This is a genomic window from Bacteroides sp. 214, assembly GCF_010501015.1.
GTDB lineage: Bacteria > Bacteroidota > Bacteroidia > Bacteroidales > Bacteroidaceae > Bacteroides.
This window is the reverse complement of record NZ_QVML01000024.1, coordinates 1-23,245: the sequence shown is the minus strand read 5'-3', so window position 1 is coordinate 23,245 and position 23,245 is coordinate 1. Positions and strand designations below refer to the sequence as shown.

General features: G+C 38.8%; 16 protein-coding genes and 1 pseudogene. 12 read left to right on the top strand and 5 right to left on the bottom strand.

Going from position 1 to position 23,245, the window contains the following annotated elements; all coding sequences use genetic code 11:
• Nucleotides 1–379 precede the first annotated feature (379 nt).
• From D0T50_RS13140 to rodA, 12 genes are all read left to right on the top strand, one after another.
• Nucleotides 380–3,364 (top strand): TonB-dependent receptor, encoded by a 2,985-nt coding sequence (locus D0T50_RS13140; RefSeq protein WP_163223993.1) that lies wholly within the window; start codon nucleotides 380–382, stop codon nucleotides 3,362–3,364.
• A gap of 29 nt (nucleotides 3,365–3,393) precedes the next feature.
• Nucleotides 3,394–4,836, top strand: coding sequence for a RagB/SusD family nutrient uptake outer membrane protein (locus D0T50_RS13135; protein ID WP_163223992.1), 1,443 nt, complete (start codon nucleotides 3,394–3,396; stop codon nucleotides 4,834–4,836).
• Nucleotides 4,837–4,854: 18 nt separating this feature from the next.
• The gene (locus D0T50_RS13130; RefSeq protein WP_163223991.1) at nucleotides 4,855–5,739 is read left to right on the top strand and encodes a Calx-beta domain-containing protein; all 885 of its coding nucleotides are present in this window, start codon (nucleotides 4,855–4,857) and stop codon (nucleotides 5,737–5,739) included.
• Between the two features lie 72 nt (nucleotides 5,740–5,811).
• Nucleotides 5,812–7,593, top strand: coding sequence for a M6 family metalloprotease domain-containing protein (locus D0T50_RS13125; RefSeq protein ID WP_163223990.1), 1,782 nt, complete (start codon nucleotides 5,812–5,814; stop codon nucleotides 7,591–7,593).
• Nucleotide 7,594: 1 nt separating this feature from the next.
• Nucleotides 7,595–8,242 carry a hypothetical protein gene (locus D0T50_RS13120; protein ID WP_163223989.1) on the top strand — a complete coding sequence of 216 codons (648 nt, stop codon included), beginning with the start codon at nucleotides 7,595–7,597 and terminating at the stop codon, nucleotides 8,240–8,242.
• A gap of 158 nt (nucleotides 8,243–8,400) precedes the next feature.
• Entirely contained in the window at nucleotides 8,401–10,347 is a 1,947-nt protein-coding gene (locus D0T50_RS13115; protein ID WP_163223988.1) for an ABC-F family ATP-binding cassette domain-containing protein, read from the top strand.
• Nucleotides 10,348–10,480: 133 nt separating this feature from the next.
• Nucleotides 10,481–12,004, top strand: coding sequence for a bifunctional phosphoribosylaminoimidazolecarboxamide formyltransferase/IMP cyclohydrolase (gene purH, locus D0T50_RS13110; protein ID WP_163223987.1), 1,524 nt, complete (start codon nucleotides 10,481–10,483; stop codon nucleotides 12,002–12,004).
• A gap of 7 nt (nucleotides 12,005–12,011) precedes the next feature.
• Nucleotides 12,012–13,034, top strand: coding sequence for a rod shape-determining protein (locus D0T50_RS13105; RefSeq protein WP_163223986.1), 1,023 nt, complete (start codon nucleotides 12,012–12,014; stop codon nucleotides 13,032–13,034).
• 38 nt (nucleotides 13,035–13,072) lie between these two features.
• The gene (gene mreC, locus D0T50_RS13100; protein ID WP_163223985.1) at nucleotides 13,073–13,915 is read left to right on the top strand and encodes a rod shape-determining protein MreC; all 843 of its coding nucleotides are present in this window, start codon (nucleotides 13,073–13,075) and stop codon (nucleotides 13,913–13,915) included.
• Nucleotides 13,916–13,918: 3 nt separating this feature from the next.
• Nucleotides 13,919–14,413 (top strand): rod shape-determining protein MreD, encoded by a 495-nt coding sequence (mreD, locus tag D0T50_RS13095; RefSeq protein ID WP_163223984.1) that lies wholly within the window; start codon nucleotides 13,919–13,921, stop codon nucleotides 14,411–14,413.
• A 2-nt stretch (nucleotides 14,414–14,415) separates the two neighbouring features.
• Nucleotides 14,416–16,287, top strand: coding sequence for a penicillin-binding transpeptidase domain-containing protein (locus D0T50_RS13090; RefSeq protein WP_163223983.1), 1,872 nt, complete (start codon nucleotides 14,416–14,418; stop codon nucleotides 16,285–16,287).
• Entirely contained in the window at nucleotides 16,268–17,728 is a 1,461-nt protein-coding gene (gene rodA / locus D0T50_RS13085) for a rod shape-determining protein RodA (RefSeq protein ID WP_163223982.1), read from the top strand. Before D0T50_RS13090 ends, rodA begins: the two co-directional genes overlap by 20 nt.
• Here rodA and D0T50_RS13080 read toward each other — a convergent pair whose 3' ends face one another.
• The 5 genes and pseudogenes from D0T50_RS13080 to D0T50_RS13060 form a co-directional block, all read right to left on the bottom strand.
• Nucleotides 17,729–18,193, bottom strand: coding sequence for a gliding motility lipoprotein GldH (locus tag D0T50_RS13080; protein ID WP_163223981.1), 465 nt, complete (start codon nucleotides 18,191–18,193; stop codon nucleotides 17,729–17,731).
• A pseudogene (locus D0T50_RS13075) lies at nucleotides 18,193–19,476 on the bottom strand (stage 0 sporulation family protein); the annotation flags it as partial. The pseudogene D0T50_RS13075 and the gene D0T50_RS13080, both read right to left, overlap by 1 nt.
• A 9-nt stretch (nucleotides 19,477–19,485) precedes the next feature.
• Nucleotides 19,486–20,595, bottom strand: coding sequence for a DNA polymerase III subunit (locus tag D0T50_RS13070; protein WP_163223979.1), 1,110 nt, complete (start codon nucleotides 20,593–20,595; stop codon nucleotides 19,486–19,488).
• A gap of 3 nt (nucleotides 20,596–20,598) precedes the next feature.
• Nucleotides 20,599–21,552 (bottom strand): methylenetetrahydrofolate reductase [NAD(P)H], encoded by a 954-nt coding sequence (metF, locus tag D0T50_RS13065; RefSeq protein ID WP_163223978.1) that lies wholly within the window; start codon nucleotides 21,550–21,552, stop codon nucleotides 20,599–20,601.
• 89 nt (nucleotides 21,553–21,641) lie between these two features.
• Entirely contained in the window at nucleotides 21,642–22,751 is a 1,110-nt protein-coding gene (locus D0T50_RS13060) for a P1 family peptidase (protein ID WP_163223977.1), read from the bottom strand.
• Between the last annotated feature and the right edge of the window lie 494 nt (nucleotides 22,752–23,245).

The window sequence follows — 23,245 nt, the reverse complement described above, 5'->3', positions numbered from 1 at the left end:
CTTAAAAGTTTCACTGTAGCGATGTTGTACGGTTTTATGCATAAATAAGAAAATATTATGCAGCAAAAAGGTGACAACCAAATCCCGTATAAGACAGAAATGAATAAGAATGCAGTGTAAATTGAATAAGAATGCAGTGCGAATAACTCCAAAAGAGTATAGCTGCGAGAGAGGATGATGCTTTTTTTAATGTTACAAATAGGTTTCTCTAACTCTTTAGAACGGTACTAGAAGAAGGTTAAATAGTTAAATCGTAACTTTAAAGCAATCTTTCTTTTGATAATAATTTGTAAATTTCAGTTTTATTAATAATTTCGCAAATTGTTAGATAAGAAAAGTGGAATAATTAATTGTAAAGTTAAACTTTAAGAGAGAATTTATGAAAAGAAAATTTATGTTGTTATTAACCTGCCTTTTCATAGGTTATGGTTTGGTGACTGCTCAAAATCAGACGGTTACAGGTAATGTGATTTCTGAAGAAGATGGGCAGCCTGTTATTGGGGCCTCCGTGTTGGTTAAAGGTACTACTTTGGGTGCTATTACCGACATGAATGGTAATTTTTCGATTCCAAATGTTCCGAGTACGGCAAAAACCTTGCAAATTTCTTTTGTGGGAATGAAGTCTCAGGAAGTTGCAGTAAAACCAAATGTAAAAATTGTACTGAAACCCGATACTGAAATCTTGGATGAGGTAGTGATTGTTGCATATGGTTCAGCAAAGAAGAGTTCTTTAACAGGTTCTGTTGAGATTGTGAAATCTGAACAGATAAGTAAAGTTCCCGTGAATAGCGTTGACCAAGCACTTCAAGGAAAAGCTGCGGGTGTTCAGGTTACTGCGTCTACTGGTAGACCTGGTTCAGGAGCCAATATTAAAATTCGTGGTACAAGTTCTATCTCGGCTGGTAATAGTCCTTTGTATGTGATTGATGGTGTTCCGATGTCTTCTACAGACTTTGCAGCACTAAACTCAAGTGACATAGAATATATGTCTGTTCTAAAAGATGCCTCTGCTACAGCTATTTATGGATCAAGAGGTTCTAATGGAGTTATTTTGATTACAACCAAAAAAGGGAAAGAAGGAAAGACTGTTTTTAACGTAAAAGCCTCATTTGGTTTCTCAACTAGAACATTGAGTGATAGTGACTTCACAATGATGAATGCTCAAGAGAAATTGACGTATGAACGTCAGTTGGGATCTGGTAAAGGCGCTACAGGTGGTGCTAATGGTGGTCCAATGACAGATGCAGAAATTGCTGCAGTTCATAACACAAACTGGGCTGATGAAATTCTTCGTACAGGAACTACCCAATCATATGAAATGAATATTTCTGGTGGTAATGAATCTACGAAATTTTATGTTTCCGGTCAATATTTTGATCAAGAAGCAATTGTGCCTGGTTCATACCTTGATAGAGCTACTTTCCGTTCTAACCTAGAACACAAAATTGGCGAAAAGTTTAAATTTGCTGTTGCAACTTCCGTAGGGGTTTCAAAAGAAGGTATGTTGAGAACGGATCGTAATGCATTGAATCCATTTAATTACATTTTCGGTGCAAATCCATATGATGCACCATACAATGAGGATGGTAGCTATAATACCAAAATGTCAGTGGGAGGTAATAGAATAAATATCTTTGAAAACATAGATAATAACCCACGTAATATTACAAATATAAAAGGTGTTGGTGCATTTAGTTTCGAATGGAAAATTTGGGACGAGATTAAATACATGACTGTTGCAGGTTTGGATTTTATTCAACAAAGGAATTATCAATACAATAAACCAGAATCTCAACTGTCACAAATATTAGGTGATCCTCACGGGTATCGTAATGAGTCTGTAGTACAACGTGCGACGTGGGTGTGGACTAATGTTTTGAGTTATGAGAAGACTTTTAACAGCGTTCATGATGTTAAAGCAATTGTTGGTATGGAAGCGCAAGGTAGTAACTATAGGTCTTTGGTAGCTATGGTTAGCGGATTCCCAACAGGAAAACTAGATGCTATAAACATTGGTGCAACCGACAAGGATGTTGAAGGTGTGGAAACAGAGTGGAAATTACTTTCCTATATAGCTTCACTCGGATATACTTATGATGCGAAATATATTGTTGACTTGTCTTTAAGACGTGACGGATCTTCTCGTTTTGGTACAGACACAAAATATGGAACATTCTGGGCTGTCGGTTTAGGTTGGAATATGGAAAGAGAATCTTTCTTATCAGATGTTGAGTGGCTTAATCGCTTGAAACTACGTGGCAGTATAGGTACATCCGGTAATAATAGTATTGGAGATTATGCAGCTCAAGGTGTATATGGATATGGTAGCTATAATGGTGCAACAACCGCATATCCAGGTCGTTTGCCTAACCCGGATCTTTCTTGGGAAAAGAGTTTATCAACCTCACTCGGCTTTGATGCTTCTTTCTTTGATTCTCGCTTAAACGTGGTATTTGATGTATATCATCGTAAAACAACAGACTTGCTCTTATCAACCAATCTGTCTATGACTTCTGGTTTTTCTTCTCGTATAGATAATGTTGGAGAACTAGCTAACAAAGGTTATGAAATTGCAATTAATGGTGATATTATTAGAAATAATGATTGGACCGTTAACCTTAATTTTATGATTTCTCAAAACAAGAATGAAATTAAGGAGTTGTATAAGGGAAATGATATTATGGTAGGCTGGAATAACATAATTACAGAAGGATACCCTATTAGTTCTTATAAGATGGTGCGTTGGGCAGGTGTTAACCCTGCAAACGGAGATGCATTGTACTACACCGCTGATGGCGAAATTACAAATGTTTATAATTCTAATGATGCAGTTATATTAGATGGCAAAACCGCTGATCCAAAATATTTCGGTTCTTTTGGTGCTAGTGTAGCATATAAAGGATTAGAATTGAGTGGTGATTTCTATTTTTCAGGAGGCAATTATATCTATAATCACAATCGCTTCTTTTCCGAAAGTGATGGAGCACAAATAGGAAGCAACATGGATAAATCGATGTTGTATGACCAATGGATGAAGCCAGGAGATATTACAAATGTTCCAAGACAAAGTATTGGTAATAGTTCTGTTCAATCTACAAGATATCTTGAAGATGGCTCTTACTTGCGCTTGAGAAACTTAACACTAGCATATACTTTACCTAAGAGTCTTTTGGCTCCGACTGGTATACAGAACTGCAGAGTTTTTGCTCAAGCCTTGAATCTTTTCACTATAACAGGATTTAAAGGATTAGACCCTGAAGTAGGAACGCCTAATGCGTCTGGAACAGGTTCTTCGGGAGGTGTACTTGACTATAATTTCCCAGCGTCTCGTACCATTATGTTTGGACTTGAAGTAAGTTTTTAAGATTTTTAATCTAATCAAAAGTATTTTATATGAAACTGAATAATATAATAGCAATTGTCACTTTTGTCGGTTTAATACTGTCAGGTTGTAGCGGTTTTTTGGATACTGTTCCTCACGATTCGTTGAATAGTGATAATGCGATAGAGTCAATTGATGACTTTAACAATACAACAAATAGTGTTTACGAATCTATTCGTTCCACTTCTTATACATCAGAATTTAATCTGATGGTTCCAGACATTATGTCTGACAATTTGATACTACACCGTGGCGGACGTTTAATATACAACCAATTCGCTGATTTTAAATTCTATGCTGATACTTACGGTGTAACTGGTCTTTGGTCTGCTGCTTATAATGGTATATTAGGCGCTAATGAAGTAATCACTCGCTTGGAAGTAGAGATTCCATTTACTGAGGAGTCAGAACTTATTTTGGCTAAAAATTTATTGGCCGAAAGTTTAGCTCTTCGTGGAATGATTCATTTTGACTTAGTACGTTGGTATGGAAGAAGTTATAAAACAGCATCCGCTACAGATTTAGGTGTAACTTATAAAAAAGATACAAAAACAGATTTTCCAGCTCGAAATACCGTTAAAGAGGTATATACTTGGTTAGTGGAAGATTTGGAGCAGGCTAAAACACTTATGGCCGATAGCTATAATGCTAAGATTAATTATCGTTTAAATAAGAAATCAATAAATGCAATTCTCGCACGTGTTTATTTAACTATGGGCGAAAATCAAAAAGCTGTTGATTGTGCTACTGCTGCAATTGCAGGTGACGGTACTGATATGGCAGACACAGAAGGCTTTAGCAAGGTTTATACTACCAGTATGGCTGTGCCTGAGGTGCTGTTCAGAATTGCAATTAAATCAGATGATAAAATCTTGGCTGGTAATAGTTGGGGACAAGGAGCTACTACTGACTATAACGCAAATTATAGCCTAACTCATTCTTTGAAGCAATTATATACCTCAACAGACTGTCGTAGCTCTGTGATTAAGTTGGTAACTTCTAAATCGGGCGATTGTTATGTTGTATGGAAGTGGAATAATGGCGGTGCATCTGTGGGACTTGTAGATATTCCTGTTATTCGTGCTGCTGAGATGTACCTGACAAGAGCCGAAGCTTATTATAACTTGAGTAATCAAGAAAAAGCATTGGCTGACCTAAACGTAGTACGTTCAAAGCGTTATTCTGATTACGCAGCAGGAACGGAAACAGGACAACCACTAGAAGTTGCAATTCAGCTACAAAGACGTTTAGAACTGGCCTTTGAGGGTCATAGATTCTTTGATTTGAAGCGTAGAGGTGAAGATGTAATACGTGATGATAAGGGATTTTTGTCTGATGGCTCAGGCACACCTGCAAGCACATTGCAAGTAGTGGCAACTAGTCCTTATTACCTTCTTCCGATTCCGCAGTCTGAAATAGAAGCAAACGAGAATATGGTTCAAAACAATTATTAATTCTAAAAGAGTAGAAAAATGAAACATATAAAATATTTAAGCCTGATTGTTGGAGTACTATTTCTTGTTGCATCATGTGATGATAACGACCCACAATCGTTCCGTGCTTCTGATGCACATGTGAGTTTTCCTCAAAAGACTGCGTCAATTGATGAAAATTCAGCTACTGCATTGCAAATACCAATTGCTTATGCTTGTATGCCTAATGGAAAAAATGTTACAGTAACGCTTACTACTAGTATCGAAGGTGTAGCAAGTCCAGCAATCGAAGGTGTAGATTATGTAATTGCTAATAAATCAATAACTTTTGAAGCTGGTTCTGAAGTAAAATATGTTATTGTTCAGCCTATTGATAATGATGTGTTTACAGGAAAGAAAGAGTTTAAAATTCTAATTTCAGCTGTTTCTCCTGAATTGCCTCAGTCATCAATAGAAAACATGATTTCTGTAACAATAGTGGATGATGAACACCCTTGGGCTGCTGCTATTGGAACGTATAAAATTACTGGAATATCTGCTTTTGATGGTTCAAATGTGACACTTGATGCTAAAATACTAGCAAGTGATGATGATGAAAATGTGCTGCTTGTGTACTTCATGGCATATGCGACACCTGCTGAGCTCAAAATAGGAGAAGTAGATGGAGAAATCCTTGTTTCAATTGCAGGTAAACAATATATTGGTGATATACCAAAGCCTACAGGTTCATGGCATCCTACTTTTGGGGCAACGCATATCGAGGGAGAATCCTTGTGGACTATTAGCTCTTTTGATGGAATTCTTGAAAATGGGGTAATATCATTTGAATATGGTATGGGTATTCAAGCCATACATCCTGTTAATGGAAGTTCTGGTGGTTGGTTCTATCTTCTTGAAGACGGAGTTAAATTTACTAAACAATGAGACCCATAAGGGTGTAAATATAAAGAGAGCCACCCGAAAATGGTGGCTCTCTTTATCTAATAACCATTTATTATGATAAAAAGAATAAGTATTTTAAGTGTTTTAGTATTACTCACTTGCTATTTATATGCAGCTCCCTTTAAAAACATAGAAAACAAGGTGACTCAGCCTGATGGAAGTGAATTGATTCTTTACTCTTCTGGCGATGAATTTTATCATTGGGTACACGATAAAGACGGATACACAATTCTTTTAGGAGAAGATGGCTTTTGTTATTATGCCCAAAAAGATCAGAAAGGAAAATTAGTTCCTTCGCTATTTCGTGCCGATAAGAATCTCCCTAATAATGCGGGGATTGATCCTTGGATAAGAATCTCAAAGGAGGAATATTTGCAAAGAACAGAGCGCCTACAGTGTTTGAGAAAAACGGAAACGCGAAGTTTGTTAAATGCCCCTCGCAAAGAGGTCTTAAATAATATTGTTATTTTCATTTCTTTTCCGGATGCACAAACTTTTTCTAAAAAAAGGAGTGTGTATGATACTCGTTTTAATAGTACTGAATCCACTAGTGGTTCAATGAAAGACTATTTTCAGGAGGTGTCATATGGGAAATTGACAGTTGCTTCGACTTTCTTCCCTAAGGCAGATTTGAGTGCTGATAATGTGGGCTATGTAGATTTTAGAGAAAGAGGATTCTATAAACCTTACAATGCTACTACTAATACTGATGGATATAAAACAGAAGAAGAACGAACTAATAGAGAACATAATTTATTAGTAAATGCCATTGATGCGATGCGAAACGCTATTGAAACAACGTTCACTGCCGATGAAGTTGATGGAGATGGTGACGGTTATATAGATAATATCTGTTTTGTGATTCAAGGGAGTAGTGATGGTTGGAGTGATTTATTATGGGCACACCGATGGTCATTATATACGCGAGAATGTTTTATACATGGGAAGCGGGTTTTGGACTATGTTTTCCAACCAGAAAACCAGGTGACAACTAATACGCTCTGTCACGAGATGTTTCATGCGCTTGGTTCTCCAGATTTATATCACTATCTTGCGGCTTATGAACACTTAAGTCCTGTTGGCGACTGGGATATAATGGGTAGTGGTTGGTGCCATATGGGTGCTTATATGAAGTGGAAGTATGCTGGTCAACAATGGATTACTGATCTTCCTGTTATCACAACTTCTGGAACTTACTCTTTGAGACCTTTGTCTAGTAGCTCCTCTGAGAATGTTTGTTATAGAGTAAACTCTACAAATCCAGATGAATACTATGTTTTAGAGTACAGAAAAAAAGAAGGGAAATATGAAAAGAATCTTCGTCGTTCTGGGCTTTTGGTATATAGAATAAATACGACTGTAAGCCAAGGTAATAGAAATGGACTTCCAGATGAAGTATACATATATCGCCCTTTTGGTTCTTTAGTGGAAAATGGGTTTATAGACGAAGCGGCTTATCAAACAGCTACTGGTCCGATAATTACGGGCATAACATATCCTAAACCATTCCTTTCTGATAACTCAGATGGTGGGTTACGGATATATAATCTATCGGTAACTGATGACTTGCTGAGTTTTGACATTGAAATTACTCAAACAGGGATAGAAGATGTTGTAGCTCCTGCAAAAATTTATGTTAAGGACAATGTGTTGATATTTAATACGGAACAACAAATCGCTGAAGTTGTAATTACAGATTTATCGGGAGTTAATATTCTTAAAACGGTAAAGAGTAATGAAGCTATTTCACTAAATGACTTAAGAAAAGGAATTTATGTTGTTACAGTTGATTTGGGTGGAAATCAAAAAATACAGAAAAAAATAACAGTGAAATAATATGGTTAATTCTATTAAATTATTGTTTTTAGTGCTACTAATTTTTTCATCCTCAATTGTTGTAGGACAAAATGCGAAAAATCATTTTCTTTTTGATGATTTTGAAGCAGCGAAAGTGGTATATAAAAACAAAAATACATCCAACGGCAGACTGAATTATAATGCTGTAACGCGTGAAATGGTTTTTGTCGGAGAAGATGGAAAGAATAAAGCACTGTATCCAGTTGATACTATTGACACTATTTATATTGCAGGTAGAACCTTTGTCCCGTACGAAAAGGAGTTTTATGAATTACTTCCTGCAAAAAGCCATGTTTTATATGCAGTGCACCGTTGTGAAATACAACTAGCAGGACAAAGTACAGGTTATGGGACTTCTTCAACATCAGCTATTCATGATGTCTCTTCAATTAGCGCTGGAGATGGCATTTATCAACTGAAATTACCTGATAATTACAAAACAAATCCTTCCGTTTTTTATTTGATTTTACTTGATGGTAAGTTAACCAAAATAAAAAAAGCAAAAGACTTAGTGAAACTGTTTCCAGCGAAGAAGAATGAAATAAATAGATTCCTTAAAAATGCAAATATTAAAGGTGATAAAGAACGAATAATTGCGGTACTAGACTTCTTGGGAGAAAATGATTAATATCTTGTAGCAATTACGTGCCGTTTTATTCTATCATCTTGAAAAGCAAAAGCCTGTTTTTATATTAAGAAATAGGCTTTTGCTTTTTGAACATTTTCTTAGACCCTTCTCCCTAAAAACCCTATCTTTGCTTCAATTTCATAAACCACTCAATCAACGTGATTTCAATAGAACAACTTAAAATAGAATTTAATGCTACGCCGCTTTTCGACGACGTGTCATACGTAATCAACAAAAAAGACCGTATAGCTCTTGTGGGTAAGAATGGAGCAGGGAAATCGACCATGCTCAAGATATTGGCAGGGCTGCAATCTCCTACATCCGGAACAGTGGCTGCTCCTAAAGAAACGACTATAGGCTATTTACCACAAGTGATGAAGCTGGCGGATACACGCACGGTGATGCAGGAGGCGGAACTTGCTTTTGAGCATATATTCGATCAACAAGCAGCTATTGAACGAATGAATACAGAGCTTTCCACTCGTACAGATTACGATTCCGAAGACTACCATAAATTAATAGACCGCTTTACCAACGAGAACGAACGTTTCTTGATGATGGGCGGCACAAACTACCATGCCGAAATAGAACGTACTTTGATAGGGCTTGGCTTTCGTCGTGAAGATTTTGAACGTTCTACATCTGAATTTAGTGGTGGGTGGCGAATGCGTATTGAGCTTGCGAAACTGTTATTACGCCGCCCGGATGTATTACTGCTCGATGAGCCAACCAACCATCTTGATATTGAATCTATCCAGTGGTTGGAGCATTTTTTGGCTACTCGTGCCAACGCTGTGGTGTTGGTTAGTCACGATAGAGCTTTTATTAATAACGTAACGACTCGTACCATTGAAATTTCTTGTGGTAAGATTTACGACTACAAAGTAGCATACGATCAGTTCGTGGAGTTGCGCAAAGAGCGTCGCGAACAGCAAGTACGTGCTTACGAGAATCAACAAAAACAAATACAAGATACAGAGGATTTTATAGAACGTTTTCGTTATAAGGCAACGAAGGCTGTGCAGGTGCAAAGTCGCATTAAACAATTGGATAAGATAGAACGTATTGAAATAGATGAAGAAGACAATTCTTCTTTACGGTTAAAATTCTCTCCTGCCTCGCGCTCGGGGAGCTATCCGGTTGTTTGCGAAGATGTAAAGAAAATGTATGGCAGTCATGTTGTATTTCATGATGTAAACCTAACGATTAATAGAGGTGATAAAGTTGCTTTCGTAGGAAAAAACGGTGAGGGGAAAACCACGCTAGTCAAGTGTATCATGGATGAAATTGACTTTGATGGAAAGTTAACTATTGGGCATAATGTGCAAATTGGTTATTTCGCTCAGAATCAGGCGCAAATGCTAGATGAAAACTTAACCGTGTTTGATACGATAGACTATGTTGCAACAGGGGATGTTCGAACAAAAATACGCGATATTTTGGGCGCTTTCATGTTTGGTGGTGAAGCTTCGGATAAAAAAGTAAAAGTACTTTCGGGTGGTGAACGTACTCGCTTGGCGATGATTAAATTACTACTCGAACCGGTAAATTTTCTTATTCTGGATGAGCCAACCAACCATTTGGATATGCGGTCGAAAGATGTTTTGAAGGATGCAATTAGGGATTTTGATGGTACGGTAGTTATTGTAAGCCACGATCGAGAATTCCTGGATGGGTTAGCTACAAAAGTCTATGAATTTGGCGGAGGAGTTGTAAAAGAACATTTGTGTGGTATTTATGACTTTCTGCAAAAGAAAAAGATAGAGAATCTGAACGAATTAAATGTTGCTTCCGAAACTTCTAAAGGAATCAAGGAAAAGGAAGAGCAGCAACAATCTGAGAGCAAACTCTCATACGAAGCCCGGAAAGAACTCAGCAAAAAGCAAAAAAAGTTAGAAAAACAAATTGCTGAATGCGAACTCATAATTGAAGAGGTAGAAGCGTCAATTGCAAGTGTAGAAGAGCAAATGATTACTCCTGAAGGTGCAGCAGATATGACATTGTATGAGAAGCACCAACAACTTAAAAATCGTTTGGATAGCATAGTTGGAGAGTGGGAAATTGCTTCGAATAAATTGGATGAATTGTTGAGCTCTAATCCATAATGGAAAAAAACTAGAGTTATTGGCAAATCAACCTTTGTTTTTTAGTTTTTTGTATATTAATTATTATGCGATAAGAAACTTAATTTTGTAACTTTGCGAAACTTCTGATTAAAAACAAATAACACACATATAAATGTCTGAGACAAAAAGAATAAAAACCGCGTTAGTGTCGGTTTACCACAAAGAGGGTTTGGACGAAATAATAACCAAACTGCATGAAGAGGGAGTGCAATTTTTATCAACCGGTGGTACCCGGCAGTTTATTGAATCATTAGGATATCCTTGTCAGGCGGTAGAGGAACTTACCTCTTATCCCTCTATTTTGGGTGGTAGGGTAAAGACATTACATCCGAAAGTGTTTGGTGGTATTCTTTGTCGTCGTTCTGTAGAACAAGACATGCAGCAAATAAGCAAGTATGAAATTCCTGAAATAGATTTGGTAATTGTAGACTTGTATCCGTTTGAAGCAACTGTTGCCTCAGGCGCGGAGGAAGCTGCTATTATTGAAAAGATTGATATAGGTGGTATCTCGTTGATTCGTGCTGCTGCCAAAAATTATAATGATGTTATCATTGTGGCATCGCAATATCAATATAAGCCATTGTTGGATATGTTGATGGAACATGGAGCAACTTCTACACTCGAAGAACGTCGCTGGATGGCAAAAGAAGCTTTTGCAGTTTCTTCGCATTACGATTCGGCTATTTTCAATTACTTCGATGGCGAAGAAGGGTCTGCTTTTCGTACTACAGCAAATGACCAAAAAGCACTTCGTTATGGAGAAAACCCTCATCAAAGAGGATATTTTTATGGTGATTTGAATAATATGTTCGATCAAATCCATGGTAAAGAAATCTCTTACAACAATTTGCTTGATATCAATGCTGCTGTAGAGTTGATTGATGAATTTGACGATGTTACTTTTGCCATACTTAAACATAACAATGCTTGTGGGTTAGCTTCTCGTCCGGTATTGCTTGATGCCTGGAAAGATGCTCTGGCTGGTGACCCGGTTTCAGCTTTCGGTGGTGTGTTGATTACTAATGCTGTTGTAGACAAAGCAACTGCTGAAGAAATTAACAAGATATTTTTTGAAGTAATTGTGGCTCCCGATTACGATGTGGACGCATTGGAGATACTTGGACAAAAGAAAAATCGTATCATCTTGGTTCGTAAGGATGCAAAACTTCCGAAGAAGCAGTATCGTTCGTTACTGAATGGTGTACTGGTGCAGGATAGGGACCTGAACATAGAAACAGTAGCCGACCTGAAGGTTGTTACCGATCGCGAACCAACTCCCGAAGAGGTAGAAGATTTACTCTTTGCGAATAAAATAGTGAAGAACAGTAAGTCCAATTCGATTGTTTTAGCAAGAGATAAGCAGCTCATTGCGAGTGGCGTGGGGCAGACCTCACGTGTAGATGCCTTGAGGCAAGCTATTGAAAAAGCTAAGTCATTTGAATTTAAGCTAGAGGGTGCTGTAATGGCTTCTGATGCGTTCTTCCCTTTCCCCGATTGTGTGGAGATTGCAGATAAGGAAGGTGTAAAAGCAGTTATTCAGCCGGGTGGTTCAATCAAAGACCAAGAGACAATAGATTATTGTGATGTTCATGGTGTAGCCATGGTCACCACAGGTATCCGTCACTTTAAACATTAATAAGATTATGGGATTATTCTCTTTTACGCAAGAAATAGCAATGGACCTTGGTACTGCGAATACCATTATTATAAGTAATGGTAAAATAGTAGTGGATGAGGCTTCTGTTGTAGCTTTAGATCGCCGAACGGATAAAATGATTGCTGTAGGTGAAAAAGCAAAAATGATGCATGAAAAAACGCACGAGAATATACGTACTATCAGACCTTTGAGAGATGGTGTGATTGCTGATTTCTATGCGTGTGAACAAATGATGCGTGGGATGATTAAAATGGTAAATACCCGTAGTCATTTTTTTGCACCTTCGTTGCGGATGGTTATTGGTGTGCCATCGGGTAGTACTGAAGTTGAGCTTCGTGCGGTTCGTGACTCTGCCGAGCATGCTGGAGGTAGAGATGTTTATCTGATATTTGAGCCAATGGCAGCAGCTATTGGTATTGGACTGGACGTTGAAGCTCCCGAAGGAAACATGATTGTAGATATAGGTGGAGGTTCTACCGAAATTGCTATAATCTCGCTTGGAGGTATTGTATCTAATAACTCTATCCGCATTGCGGGCGATGATCTTACTGCAGACATCCAAGAATATATGAGTCGCCAACACAATGTGAAAGTCAGCGAACGTATGGCGGAGCGAATTAAAATAAATGTAGGCGCTGCTCTTACAGAACTAGGAGACGAAGCTCCCGAAGATTACATAGTGCATGGTCCTAACAAGATAACAGCTTTGCCAATGGAGATACCTGTGTGTTATCAAGAAGTAGCCCATTGTTTAGAGAAGTCTATCTCAAAAATGGAAACTGCTATCTTAAGCGCATTAGAAAAAACGCCTCCCGAATTGTATGCAGATATTGTACACAATGGCATTTATTTGGCTGGTGGTGGAGCATTGCTTCGTGGCTTGGACAAACGTTTAACAGATAAAATCAATATAAAGTTTCATATTGCAGAAGATCCTCTTCATGCTGTTGCTAAAGGAACTGGAATTGCTCTGAAGAATGTGGAACGTTTCTCGTTCTTAATGAGATAATTTACAGTTCATTAATGGCATTAGCAACGTAGGTCATCATGCGAAATTTGCTGAACTTCCTGATTAAGTATAACTATTGGTTCTTCTTTGTTTTATTGGAAGTAATCTGTTTTGCGTTGCTATTTCGTTTTAATCGTTATCAGGAGGGGGTGTTCTTTACATCTGCCAATACTGTAGTTGGAAGGCTGTACGAAGTATCTGGTGCGGTTACTTCGTATTTTCATTTGAAAGAAGCCAATGAAGAGTTATTGGAGCGAAATATTCGTTTAGAGGAGCAGATGTCTAGACTGCAAGGACTTTTGAAAGAATATGAATCGGATGCAATGAAGTTGCAAAGCATACAAGGAGCAGCAACTGCAGACTATAGAATATTCAAAGCCCGTGTTATTAATAACAGTTTGAATCTGGCCGACAACTACATAACACTCAACAAGGGAACAAGAGACGGTGTACAACCCGATATGGCCGTAGTAAGCGGTATGGGTGTTGTGGGTATTATTTATATGGCTTCTCCTTCTTACTCTATTGTTATTTCGTTATTGAATAGTAAGTCAAATGTAAGTAGTAAAATTAAAAATAGTGACTACTTTGGCTATTTGAAATGGGAGGGTGGAGATACCCAGTATGCTTTTCTAAGAGATTTGCCCCGTCATGCCGAAATTACATTAGGCGATACAGTTGTTACCAGTGGTTACTCAACCGTCTTCCCAGAAGGGATTATTGTTGGAACAGTAGATCAGATTGCTGATTTCGCGGATGGTTTATCTTATAATCTTCGCATTAAACTGGCTACAGATTTTGGCAAGTTAACTAATGTACGGGTACTTGCGCGCGAGGGACAGAAGGAACAAAGAACATTGGAACAAAATAGTACAAAGTAACCGATGAGAAACACAATACAGAATATAGTTTGGTTTGTTGCGTTAGTACTTATTCAAGTCGTTTTCCTGAATAGGATTAATTTCTTTGGCTATGCTACGCCTTTATTGTACATACTGTATATAATAAAACAAGATTCCTCTATTTCACATAATAAGTTGCTATTACTGGGTTTTTTGCTGGGCTTATTAATAGACCTTTTCTCTAACACACCTGGTATAAATGCCGCTTCTACTGTCGTTTTAGCTTTTGTTCGTCCGTTTTTCCTTCGTTTATTTACTCCTCGTGATAACCAAGATACATTGATGCCTTCTGTACGGAGTCTTGGACGCCTCTCGTATGTGAAGTTCTTGTTTGCTTCGATTCTAACACATCATCTGGTGACGTTCTCAATTATGTTTTTTTCTTTTGCAGATATAACAACAATTTTATTGAAAACAATGGCTAGTGGTGTACTAACATTTGTTTGTATCGTAATATTGGATAAAGTGAGTGAGTAGAGATGGCTGTTAAAGATTATGTACTGGAGAAACGAAAATACGTTATTGGTGCAATAGCGCTGATAATTGTGCTTTTGTATACTTTCCGCTTGTATGATTTACAAATACTTTCGGATAATTATAAAAATAGTGCCGATAGCAATGCTTTTCTTAAAAAGACACAATATCCTGCACGCGGTTCTATTTATGATCGGAATGGTAATTTGCTCGTTTTTAACCAGCCTGCTTATGATATTAGCATCATCCCCCGGGAAATAGCAAATCTGGACACCCTCGACCTATGCAATACACTCCGCATTACTCCGGAGTATTTTGTAAAGCGCATGGCAGATATGCGAGACAGAAGGTTAAATCCCGGCTATTCACGTTATACCCACCAAGTCTTTATGACACAGCTTTCTGCTGAAGAAATAGGTATTTTTCAAGAAAAACTATTCAAATATCCCGGTTTTTATATAAATAGGCGTACAGTGCGGCAGTACTCTTTCAATAGTGCTGCACATATGCTGGGAGACATTGGCGAAGTTTCCAAAAAGGAAATTGAGGCAGATGAGTATTACGTGAGTGGAGACTATATAGGGAAACTAGGTTTGGAACGGTCGTACGAAAAGTTCCTGCGTGGGGAGAAAGGAGTAGAAGTACTTTTACGTGACGCACACGGGCGTATTCAAGGTCGCTATATGGATGGTGCAGAGGATATAAAACCTGTAGCAGGAAAAAATCTGATTACCGGACTGGATATAGAGCTTCAATTATTGGCGGAAAAACTGTTGCAGAATAAACTTGGCAGTGTTGTTGCCATAGAGCCATCAACGGGCGAAATACTTTGTATGGTATCGGCGCCCTCTTACGATCCTTCTATTATGGTAGGTAGGCAGCGCGGGGCTAATCATCTGGAACTATCAAAAGATCCGAAGAAGCCATTGTTTAATCGTGCTCTTATGTCTGCAACTCCTCCGGGATCTACATTCAAAACAGCGCAAGGATTAATATTTTTGCAAGAGGATATCATAGATGTGAATACAACCTTTCCATGTCATAATGGGTTTGTTTATCCAGGTGCACGCCGGGTTGGTTGTCATCCACATGGCTCTCCTATTCCTTTTATCCCATCGCTTTCTACCTCGTGCAACGCTTATTACTGCTGGGGCTTTTTACGAATGATAAATAATAAAACCAAGTATGGAACACCAGATAAAGCATTGAATAAATGGCGAGATTACATGGTTAATATGGGGTTTGGCTATCCGTTAGGGGTAGATATCCCTGGCGAAAAAAGAGGATTAATTCCTAATGGGAATTACTACGATGATATATATAAAGGAAGGTGGAATGCATTTACTATAATGTCTCTTGCGATAGGGCAGGGCGAGGTACTGCTTACTCCTATTCAAATAGCCAATTTAGCTGCTACAATAGGTAACCGTGGGCATTTTATCACACCACATTTAGTGAAAGAGGTTGAAAATGACACATTGGCTTCGGTTTACACCACCAAACGTTATACAGGTGTAGATACCCAATACTATGATTACGTAGTGGAAGGAATGCGTGGAGCTGTGATTGGAAGTCCTTACGGTTCCACTTGTCGTGGTGCTAACATCCCGGGTATTGAAGTATGCGGAAAAACCGGAACCGCACAAAATCGTGGAAAAGACCACTCAATCTTCATGGGTTTTGCTCCAATGGAGAATCCTAAGATAGCCATTTGCGTATATATAGAAAATGGTGGATTTGGTGCAACATGGGCAGTTCCTACCGGTGCTCTGTTGATAGAACAGTATCTGAATGGTTCTATTGCTCCGGAACGTGCTGCCAAAATAGATTATATTAGTAATGCAAACCTAATTCCGTATGAATACCAGAAACAGTAATCTGTGGAAAAGTATTGACTGGCTTTCTATCTGCATCTATCTGCTCTTGATTGTATGTGGGTGGTTCTCTATTTGTGGTGCCAGTTATGACTTTGGCGATAGCACAGACTTTTTTGATTTCTCAACCCGTGCAGGGAAACAGTTTATGTGGATTGTTTGTTCTTTCGGACTTGCATTTGTGCTATTAATGCTCGATCACCGGATGTACGATATGTTTAGCTACATTATCTATGCCGCTCTAATGCTGCTGTTGGTTGCTACCATCTTTATTGCTCCCGAAATAAAGGGCTCTCGCTCTTGGTTACAACTAGGGCCTGTAAGCTTGCAACCTGCCGAATTTGCCAAATTTGCTACTGCTTTGGCATTAGCGAAATTTATGAGTTCTTATTCCTTCAATCTAAAAAAAACTAAGAATGCACTTATATCTGGGCTGATTATATTACTACCATTGTTACTGATTATATTACAGAAAGAAACAGGCTCTGCCTTAGTGTATTTCTCATTCTTCTTAGTTTTATATAGAGAGGGGATGCCGGGGGTGGTATTGTTTGCCGGGCTTTGTGCTGTTCTCTACTTTGTAGTAGGCATACGTTATGGTGAAGTCCTTATTCCTGATACGCCAACAGTAGTTGGCGATGTAGCTGTACTCTCTATGATTCTTTTTTTCACGGGTGGAATGGTGTATGTTTTTCGGAAGAATAAATTTGCGGCAGGAATAATCATAGGTGGAAGCTTATTGCTAACGTTTATAGCCTATTTTATAGCGGCAAATATAGTTGCGTTTGATTTTGCCTTGGTACAGCTTTTCTTGTTGGTAGCTGTTGTTGTTTACTTACTGTTTCTTTCGCTTAAGGAGCGTATATGGGGGTATTTATTGATTTCGCTGTTTACCATAATTTCTTTTGCTTTTTTCTACTCCAGTGATTACGCTTTTAACAAGATATTAGAGCCACATCAACGTTTACGCATTGAAGTTGTATTGGGATTAAAAGAAGATTTGGCGGGAGCCGGTTATAATGTCAATCAATCAAAAATAGCCATCGGTTCGGGTGGATTGCTGGGGAAAGGTTTCTTGAATGGTACACAAACTAAATTGAAATATGTACCTGAACAAGATACTGACTTTATTTTTTGTACGATAGGTGAGGAACAAGGCTTTGTGGGCTCTGTTGCTGTATTACTTCTTTATTTAGCACTTATTCTTCGGCTGATTTTTCTTGCCGAGAGACAACGGGGCGCATTTGGACGTGTATATGGCTATTGTGTTTTATCTATTTTTCTTTTCCATTTATTTATCAATGTAGGTATGGTGTTGGGGTTGACTCCGGTGATTGGTATTCCTCTTCCTTTCTTTAGCTATGGTGGTTCTTCACTGTGGGGCTTTACAATCCTGCTTTTTATTTTCTTGCGGATAGACGCTGGGCGAAACAGAACGTTTTAGCTATTTACTGTTTTCCAAGAGAATAGAGATATCAGTGATACCATGTAGGTAGTCTTCGCCTGTTAGTTGATCTATTTTGATGGTGTACTTTCCGCGTCTTAAGTAGTCAAACTCTTTCAGTGTTTGCCAAGATTCATAGATGCCCGACCATCCTTTACTTAACCATTTCCCATTTTTATCGGCCACTTGAAAAACAATAGTGTCTATTTGCCAAGCGGTTGCATCGGGTAAATTGTGCGTTACAAGTAACGGAAGTTGTTGATAAGCATACTTATCGTTGTTTCGCACAACGATAAGTAGCTTGCAGTTATGTAGCGAATCAGCGGCTGCAACATCATAGTATAATGAGTGTGTTTTTGCCCAACCTTCTTTTCCAATCGTGTAACTACAATACGTTGTTTGAGTATTATTACACCCAACTAAGCAAAATATTAATACGAAGCATAAGGTTGCTAAACGTCTCATTGTTCCTTATTCCTGTCTTGTGGTTTGGGTCTGTTATTCCGATTCCTGTTGTTATTCCCGCGATGGTTGTTTGGACGGTTGTTGTTGGACGGAGCATTGTTGTTATTATGCCCTCCCGGTCTGCCATTCTGTTGCTGGTTATTCTCACCGGCTCTTCTTGGCTCACCTTGTCTGTTGCCTTCCGGTCTTCTTTTTTTCTTTCTGTTATTGGAATTTCCACCTTCTCTCTTTCCTTTGTCAAAGCGGGTAAGGTCTTGGTCTAACAAATCCACCGATTTTTTTGGCTCTGGCTTGTGCTCAACTTCGGGCAGGCTATCTACCTTTATGCCTTTTTTATTTAACCCAATTATCTCAAAAGCTCGTTTGCTACTAATGGTAACAAGGTTTGCTGCAAAATTCTTATCTGTAGAATATGCTATCTGATTGGCTAGAATATCTGCTTTAAAGAAATAGAAAGTACCATCTTTGGTCTCTAGTTCTATTTCTCGAGAGGGCAATCGCTTTTGTGCTTCCACATAGCAATCTGCTTCATAATTCAAACAACATTTAAGTTTGGCACACTGTCCGGCAAGCTTCTGTGGGTTCAGCGAGAGGTCTTGATAGCGCGCAGCTGTTGTGGATACAGATATAAAACTTGTCATCCATGTGGCGCAGCAGAGTTCTCTTCCACAAGGGCCGATACCACCAATGCGTCCGGCTTCTTGGCGCGCACCAATTTGTTTCATTTCTATTCTTACACGAAAAGCATCAGCCAGTACTTTTATCAGTTGGCGGAAGTCTACACGTTCATCGGCAATGTAGTAGAAGATTGCTTTGTTTCCATCTCCCTGATATTCCACATCACCTATCTTCATGTTGAGATTAAGGTCGAGTGCTATTTGGCGCGAGCGTATCATCGTGTCATGCTCTCTTGCCTTGGCTTCGTTGTATTTTTCCAAATCTATTGGCTTTGCTTTACGATAGACTCGTTTTATCTCGACATCGGCTTTGAGATTTGCTTTTCTCATTTGTAGTTCAACCAGTCTACCGGTGAGGGTTACTACACCGATATCATGTCCGGGCGAAGATTCTACAGCCACCACATCTCCTTTTTCAATAGGTATATTGTTGCTGTTGCGGTAGTAACCTTTTCGAGTGTTCTTAAACTGCACTTCGACCATGTCATACTCTTCTTCTTCCCCGGGTACATCGGCAAGCCAGTCGTATGTGTTTAATTTATTATCTTGACGTGAGCAACTCTTAGCGCAGAGAGAACCACTTCCGTTATGTAATTTGAATTTCATTATATAGTTTTATTGTTTGAGTAATACAATCATTTTTAAGGCAAAATCAAAAAATACCATTTTAGCATTTACGTTTTGCTGTATGTGTGCTTGTGCTTCGGTTAGCTCATTCATCATACCCATCACATTTCGTTCGTTGATGAATGGTGCAAAGCGGGTGGCAAAATTCTGCTCGTCCGTACTCATATAAGTAAGTTGAGGATTGTGCAGATTATAGATGAAATTTTCGCGAACCATGTGTTGGCAATAATCCAACAGGTTTTTTTGTCTTTCTCGCCCCAGTCCTGCCACTTGTTCGCTCCATAGTTTCATCTCCTTAATCTTTCGTTGATACGATAAGCGCATCAAACTAACAAAGAGGTCGAAGAAGAGTTGATTTTCTTCATTTAGATGAATCGTTTCGAGTGCTTTGATGAAGTTCCCATTGGCAAGATGCGCAATGGAAGAACTCTCTTGCTGCAGTACTCCATACTTGGTTTGCAATGTTTGTGCAATACTTTGTTCATCTATTTTAGAAATGTTTATGCGTTGTGTCCTACTGAATATGGTCGTCAGAATTAGGTCTGGTGCTTCAGAAATTAAGAAGAAAACCGTCTTTTGGGGTGGCTCTTCCAGTAGCTTTAATAATTTATTGGCACAAACCGGATTCATTTTTTCGGGGAGCCACAAGATGACGAATTTGAACCCACCCTCGCTTGATTTTAGGCTCAACTTCCGCAATATTTCATCGCTTTCTTTTGCATAAATAATGGCTTGTGAGTTCTCTGCGTCTATTTCGTTCAACCAATGGTTGAAGCTAAAATAGGGGTTGGAAAGCACGAATTGTCTCCATTCGGCGATGTAGTCATCACAAACTTTGCTCTTGATGGTCGGGAACATAAAGTGTAGGTCGGGGTGGACCAACTTGGCAAATTTCACACACGAAGGGCATACGCCACAAGCATCTGTTTCGCCTGGTTGCTGGCAGTTTAAGTATTGTGCGTATGCAATTGCCAATGGCATTTTGCCAACACCTTCGGAGCCGCAGAATAGTAGCGCGTGTGGAACACGCCCTTCTTTCGCTTCTTGAATAAGTCTGCGCTTAATTGCTTCTTGCCCAATTACATCTTTGAAAAACATCGCTTAATAAATTACTTTTGCTACTTCTTTTATACTATCCTCGGCTGCCACAGAATAGAAATGAATACTGGGTACTCCGTAAGCTATCAGCTCTTTGCACTGCTCAATACACCATTCAATACCTACACGGCGAGAATCTTCGTCACTTTTACACTTCATAATGGCAGTGGCCAATTCTTCCGGAATATCTACCTTGAATGTTTTGGGTATTATATTTAACTGCTCGATTCTTTTCATCGGTTTAATACCGGGAATAATCGGAATGGTTATTCCTGCCTCCCGAGCTTTTCGAACAAATTCAAAGAATTTGCGGTTGTCATAAAACAGTTGTGTAACGGCATACTCGGCACCGGCTTCTACTTTTTTCTTCAACCAATAAATGTCTGTATCCAGATTGGGGGCTTCTTCATGTTTCTCGGGATAGCAGGCTACGCCGTATGAAAAAGGTGTAGCTGTAACTTTCATTTCCGAACCGTCTACAAATATACCTTTGTTAAAACTGTTGATTTGTTCTTGCAATTCAATAGCATGTTTGTAACCTTCTTTTTCGGCAGTAAAAACAGATTCATGTTTGGCCTTGTCTCCTCGCAGTACCAGTAAGTCGGTTATCCCGAGAAATTGTAAATCCAACAGTACATATTCAGTTTCTTCACGCGAGAATCCGCTACAAAGGATATGGGGCACAACGGTTATGTCGTATTTGTTTTGAATAGCCGCAGCTACGGCTACTGTTCCTGGACGACGGCGTAACCGCTGGCGCTGAAACATTCCATTTCCTAAGTCTGTATATACATATTCGCTACGGTGTGTAGTAATGTTAATGTATTTGGGTTCAAACTCTTGTAGTGTTTCTATCGTTTTGTACAATCTCTCTATTCCTGTTCCTTTTAAGGGAGGAAGTATTTCGTACGAGAAAGCAGTTCTCTTGGAACTGTTTATTTGGTCAATGACTCTCATTGTTATTATTTGTTCAAATCCTTTCAAAAGGAAAGGGTATTGAGGCAAAAATACAAAAAAAGCAAATAGGAAAGAGTGTTATATTGTCTTTATTTATTAAATAGGTGTAGGATTTCTGTTACAGGTAGTGCTTTTACTTCGCGTCCGTTTCTCCCTTTCATGGTTTTGGCGGCAAACATGGAGTTCCATAGGGCTTCTGCAGTAGCTTCGATAGTGGCTTCAAAGAGGGGTGACATATCATCATTATGAATTACTTTCGAGGTGTACAACTTACTCTCTGCTTGTATCATATTTTCTTTGTTTACAGAAAGTGCAATTACGTAATCTCCACTGCCATTGGATGCAATTCCTCCGGTTCTGGATAATCCCATCATAGCCCTTTTTGCTACTCTTTCCAAGTTTCTTGAGTCGATTGGTGCATCTGTAATAACCACCATCATACACGATCCGTCTACATCTTGTAGTACTGCATCTCTGAAAGAGTATTTGTCTAAGTATTTCCAAACAGGGACACCTGCAATTTCCAATACACCTCCATAATTGGATTGTACTAATACTCCTACTGTGTAGCCACCATATTGTTTAGGTAATACGCGCGAGGAAGTGCCTATTCCTCCTTTGTATCCGAAACAAACCGTACCTGTTCCGGCACCTACATTTCCTTCTTCTACTACACCGCTTCTGGCTTCCTTGATGGCTTTTAATACATGCTCCTTCTTTACGTGTCTTCCCTGTATGTCGTTGAGTGATCCGTCGTTAGTTTCGCCTACAACGCCATTTACCGACCAGATATTTTTGTTCTCGGGGTTGGAGAGTGTGTAATCTATCAGTGCATCCAGCCCTGCTGCTACGTTCAATGTATTGGTTAATATAATCGGTGTTTCGATATTACCCAATTCTTTTACCTGTGTATATCCGGCGAGTTTCCCGAATCCATTTCCTATGTAAATAGCTGCCGGAACTTTTTCTTTGAATATATTTCCTTGATGAGGAACGATGGCGGTTACGCCGGTGCGCACAGAGTCTCCTTCTATTAGTGTTACTTGTCCTACCGTTACTCCTTCAACGTCGGTTATTGCATTGTTTTTTCCTGTTTTGAAGATACCATAAGTAATGCCATAATCGCGCATCCTCGTTTGTGAGTACAAGGAGATGCTGAGGCTGATTAAAATAAGGGAAATAAAAATTCTATTTACCATAGCAGTTGATGTTAGATTTTGATTAGTGGTGTAAAGATAGGTTTTTCTTTTTTGGGAGAATAAGAATTTTAATAAAAACCAACTATGGTTTTGATGATTTACAGCATGGAAGCTTTCAATCCCCCCTTTCTTAATGCATTGCTTTAGGTATGCTAACTCATTGAGTTATGTTGCTAATGCAATGGGTTGTTTTTTATTCTCCATGAGTTTCTAATCGCTTCTTTTTGTTTCTATATTAATATGTACGCGCGAGCGTGTGTATTGCATTTAATAATCCCCAAATTCTCACTGCCTTCCCCCTCCATTCTCACTGCCTTTTCCCAAATTCTCACTGACTTCTCCTTCCATTCTCACTGCTTTTTTTTCCCATCCTCACTGCCTTCCCTTTCCTTATCAACTGATAAAAACACGTTTTTTAAACCCATATGCGAGTTGTGTGTGTTATATAGGGTGGTGCCCCACCCACCACCTATACACACACATAGGGTTAAGTA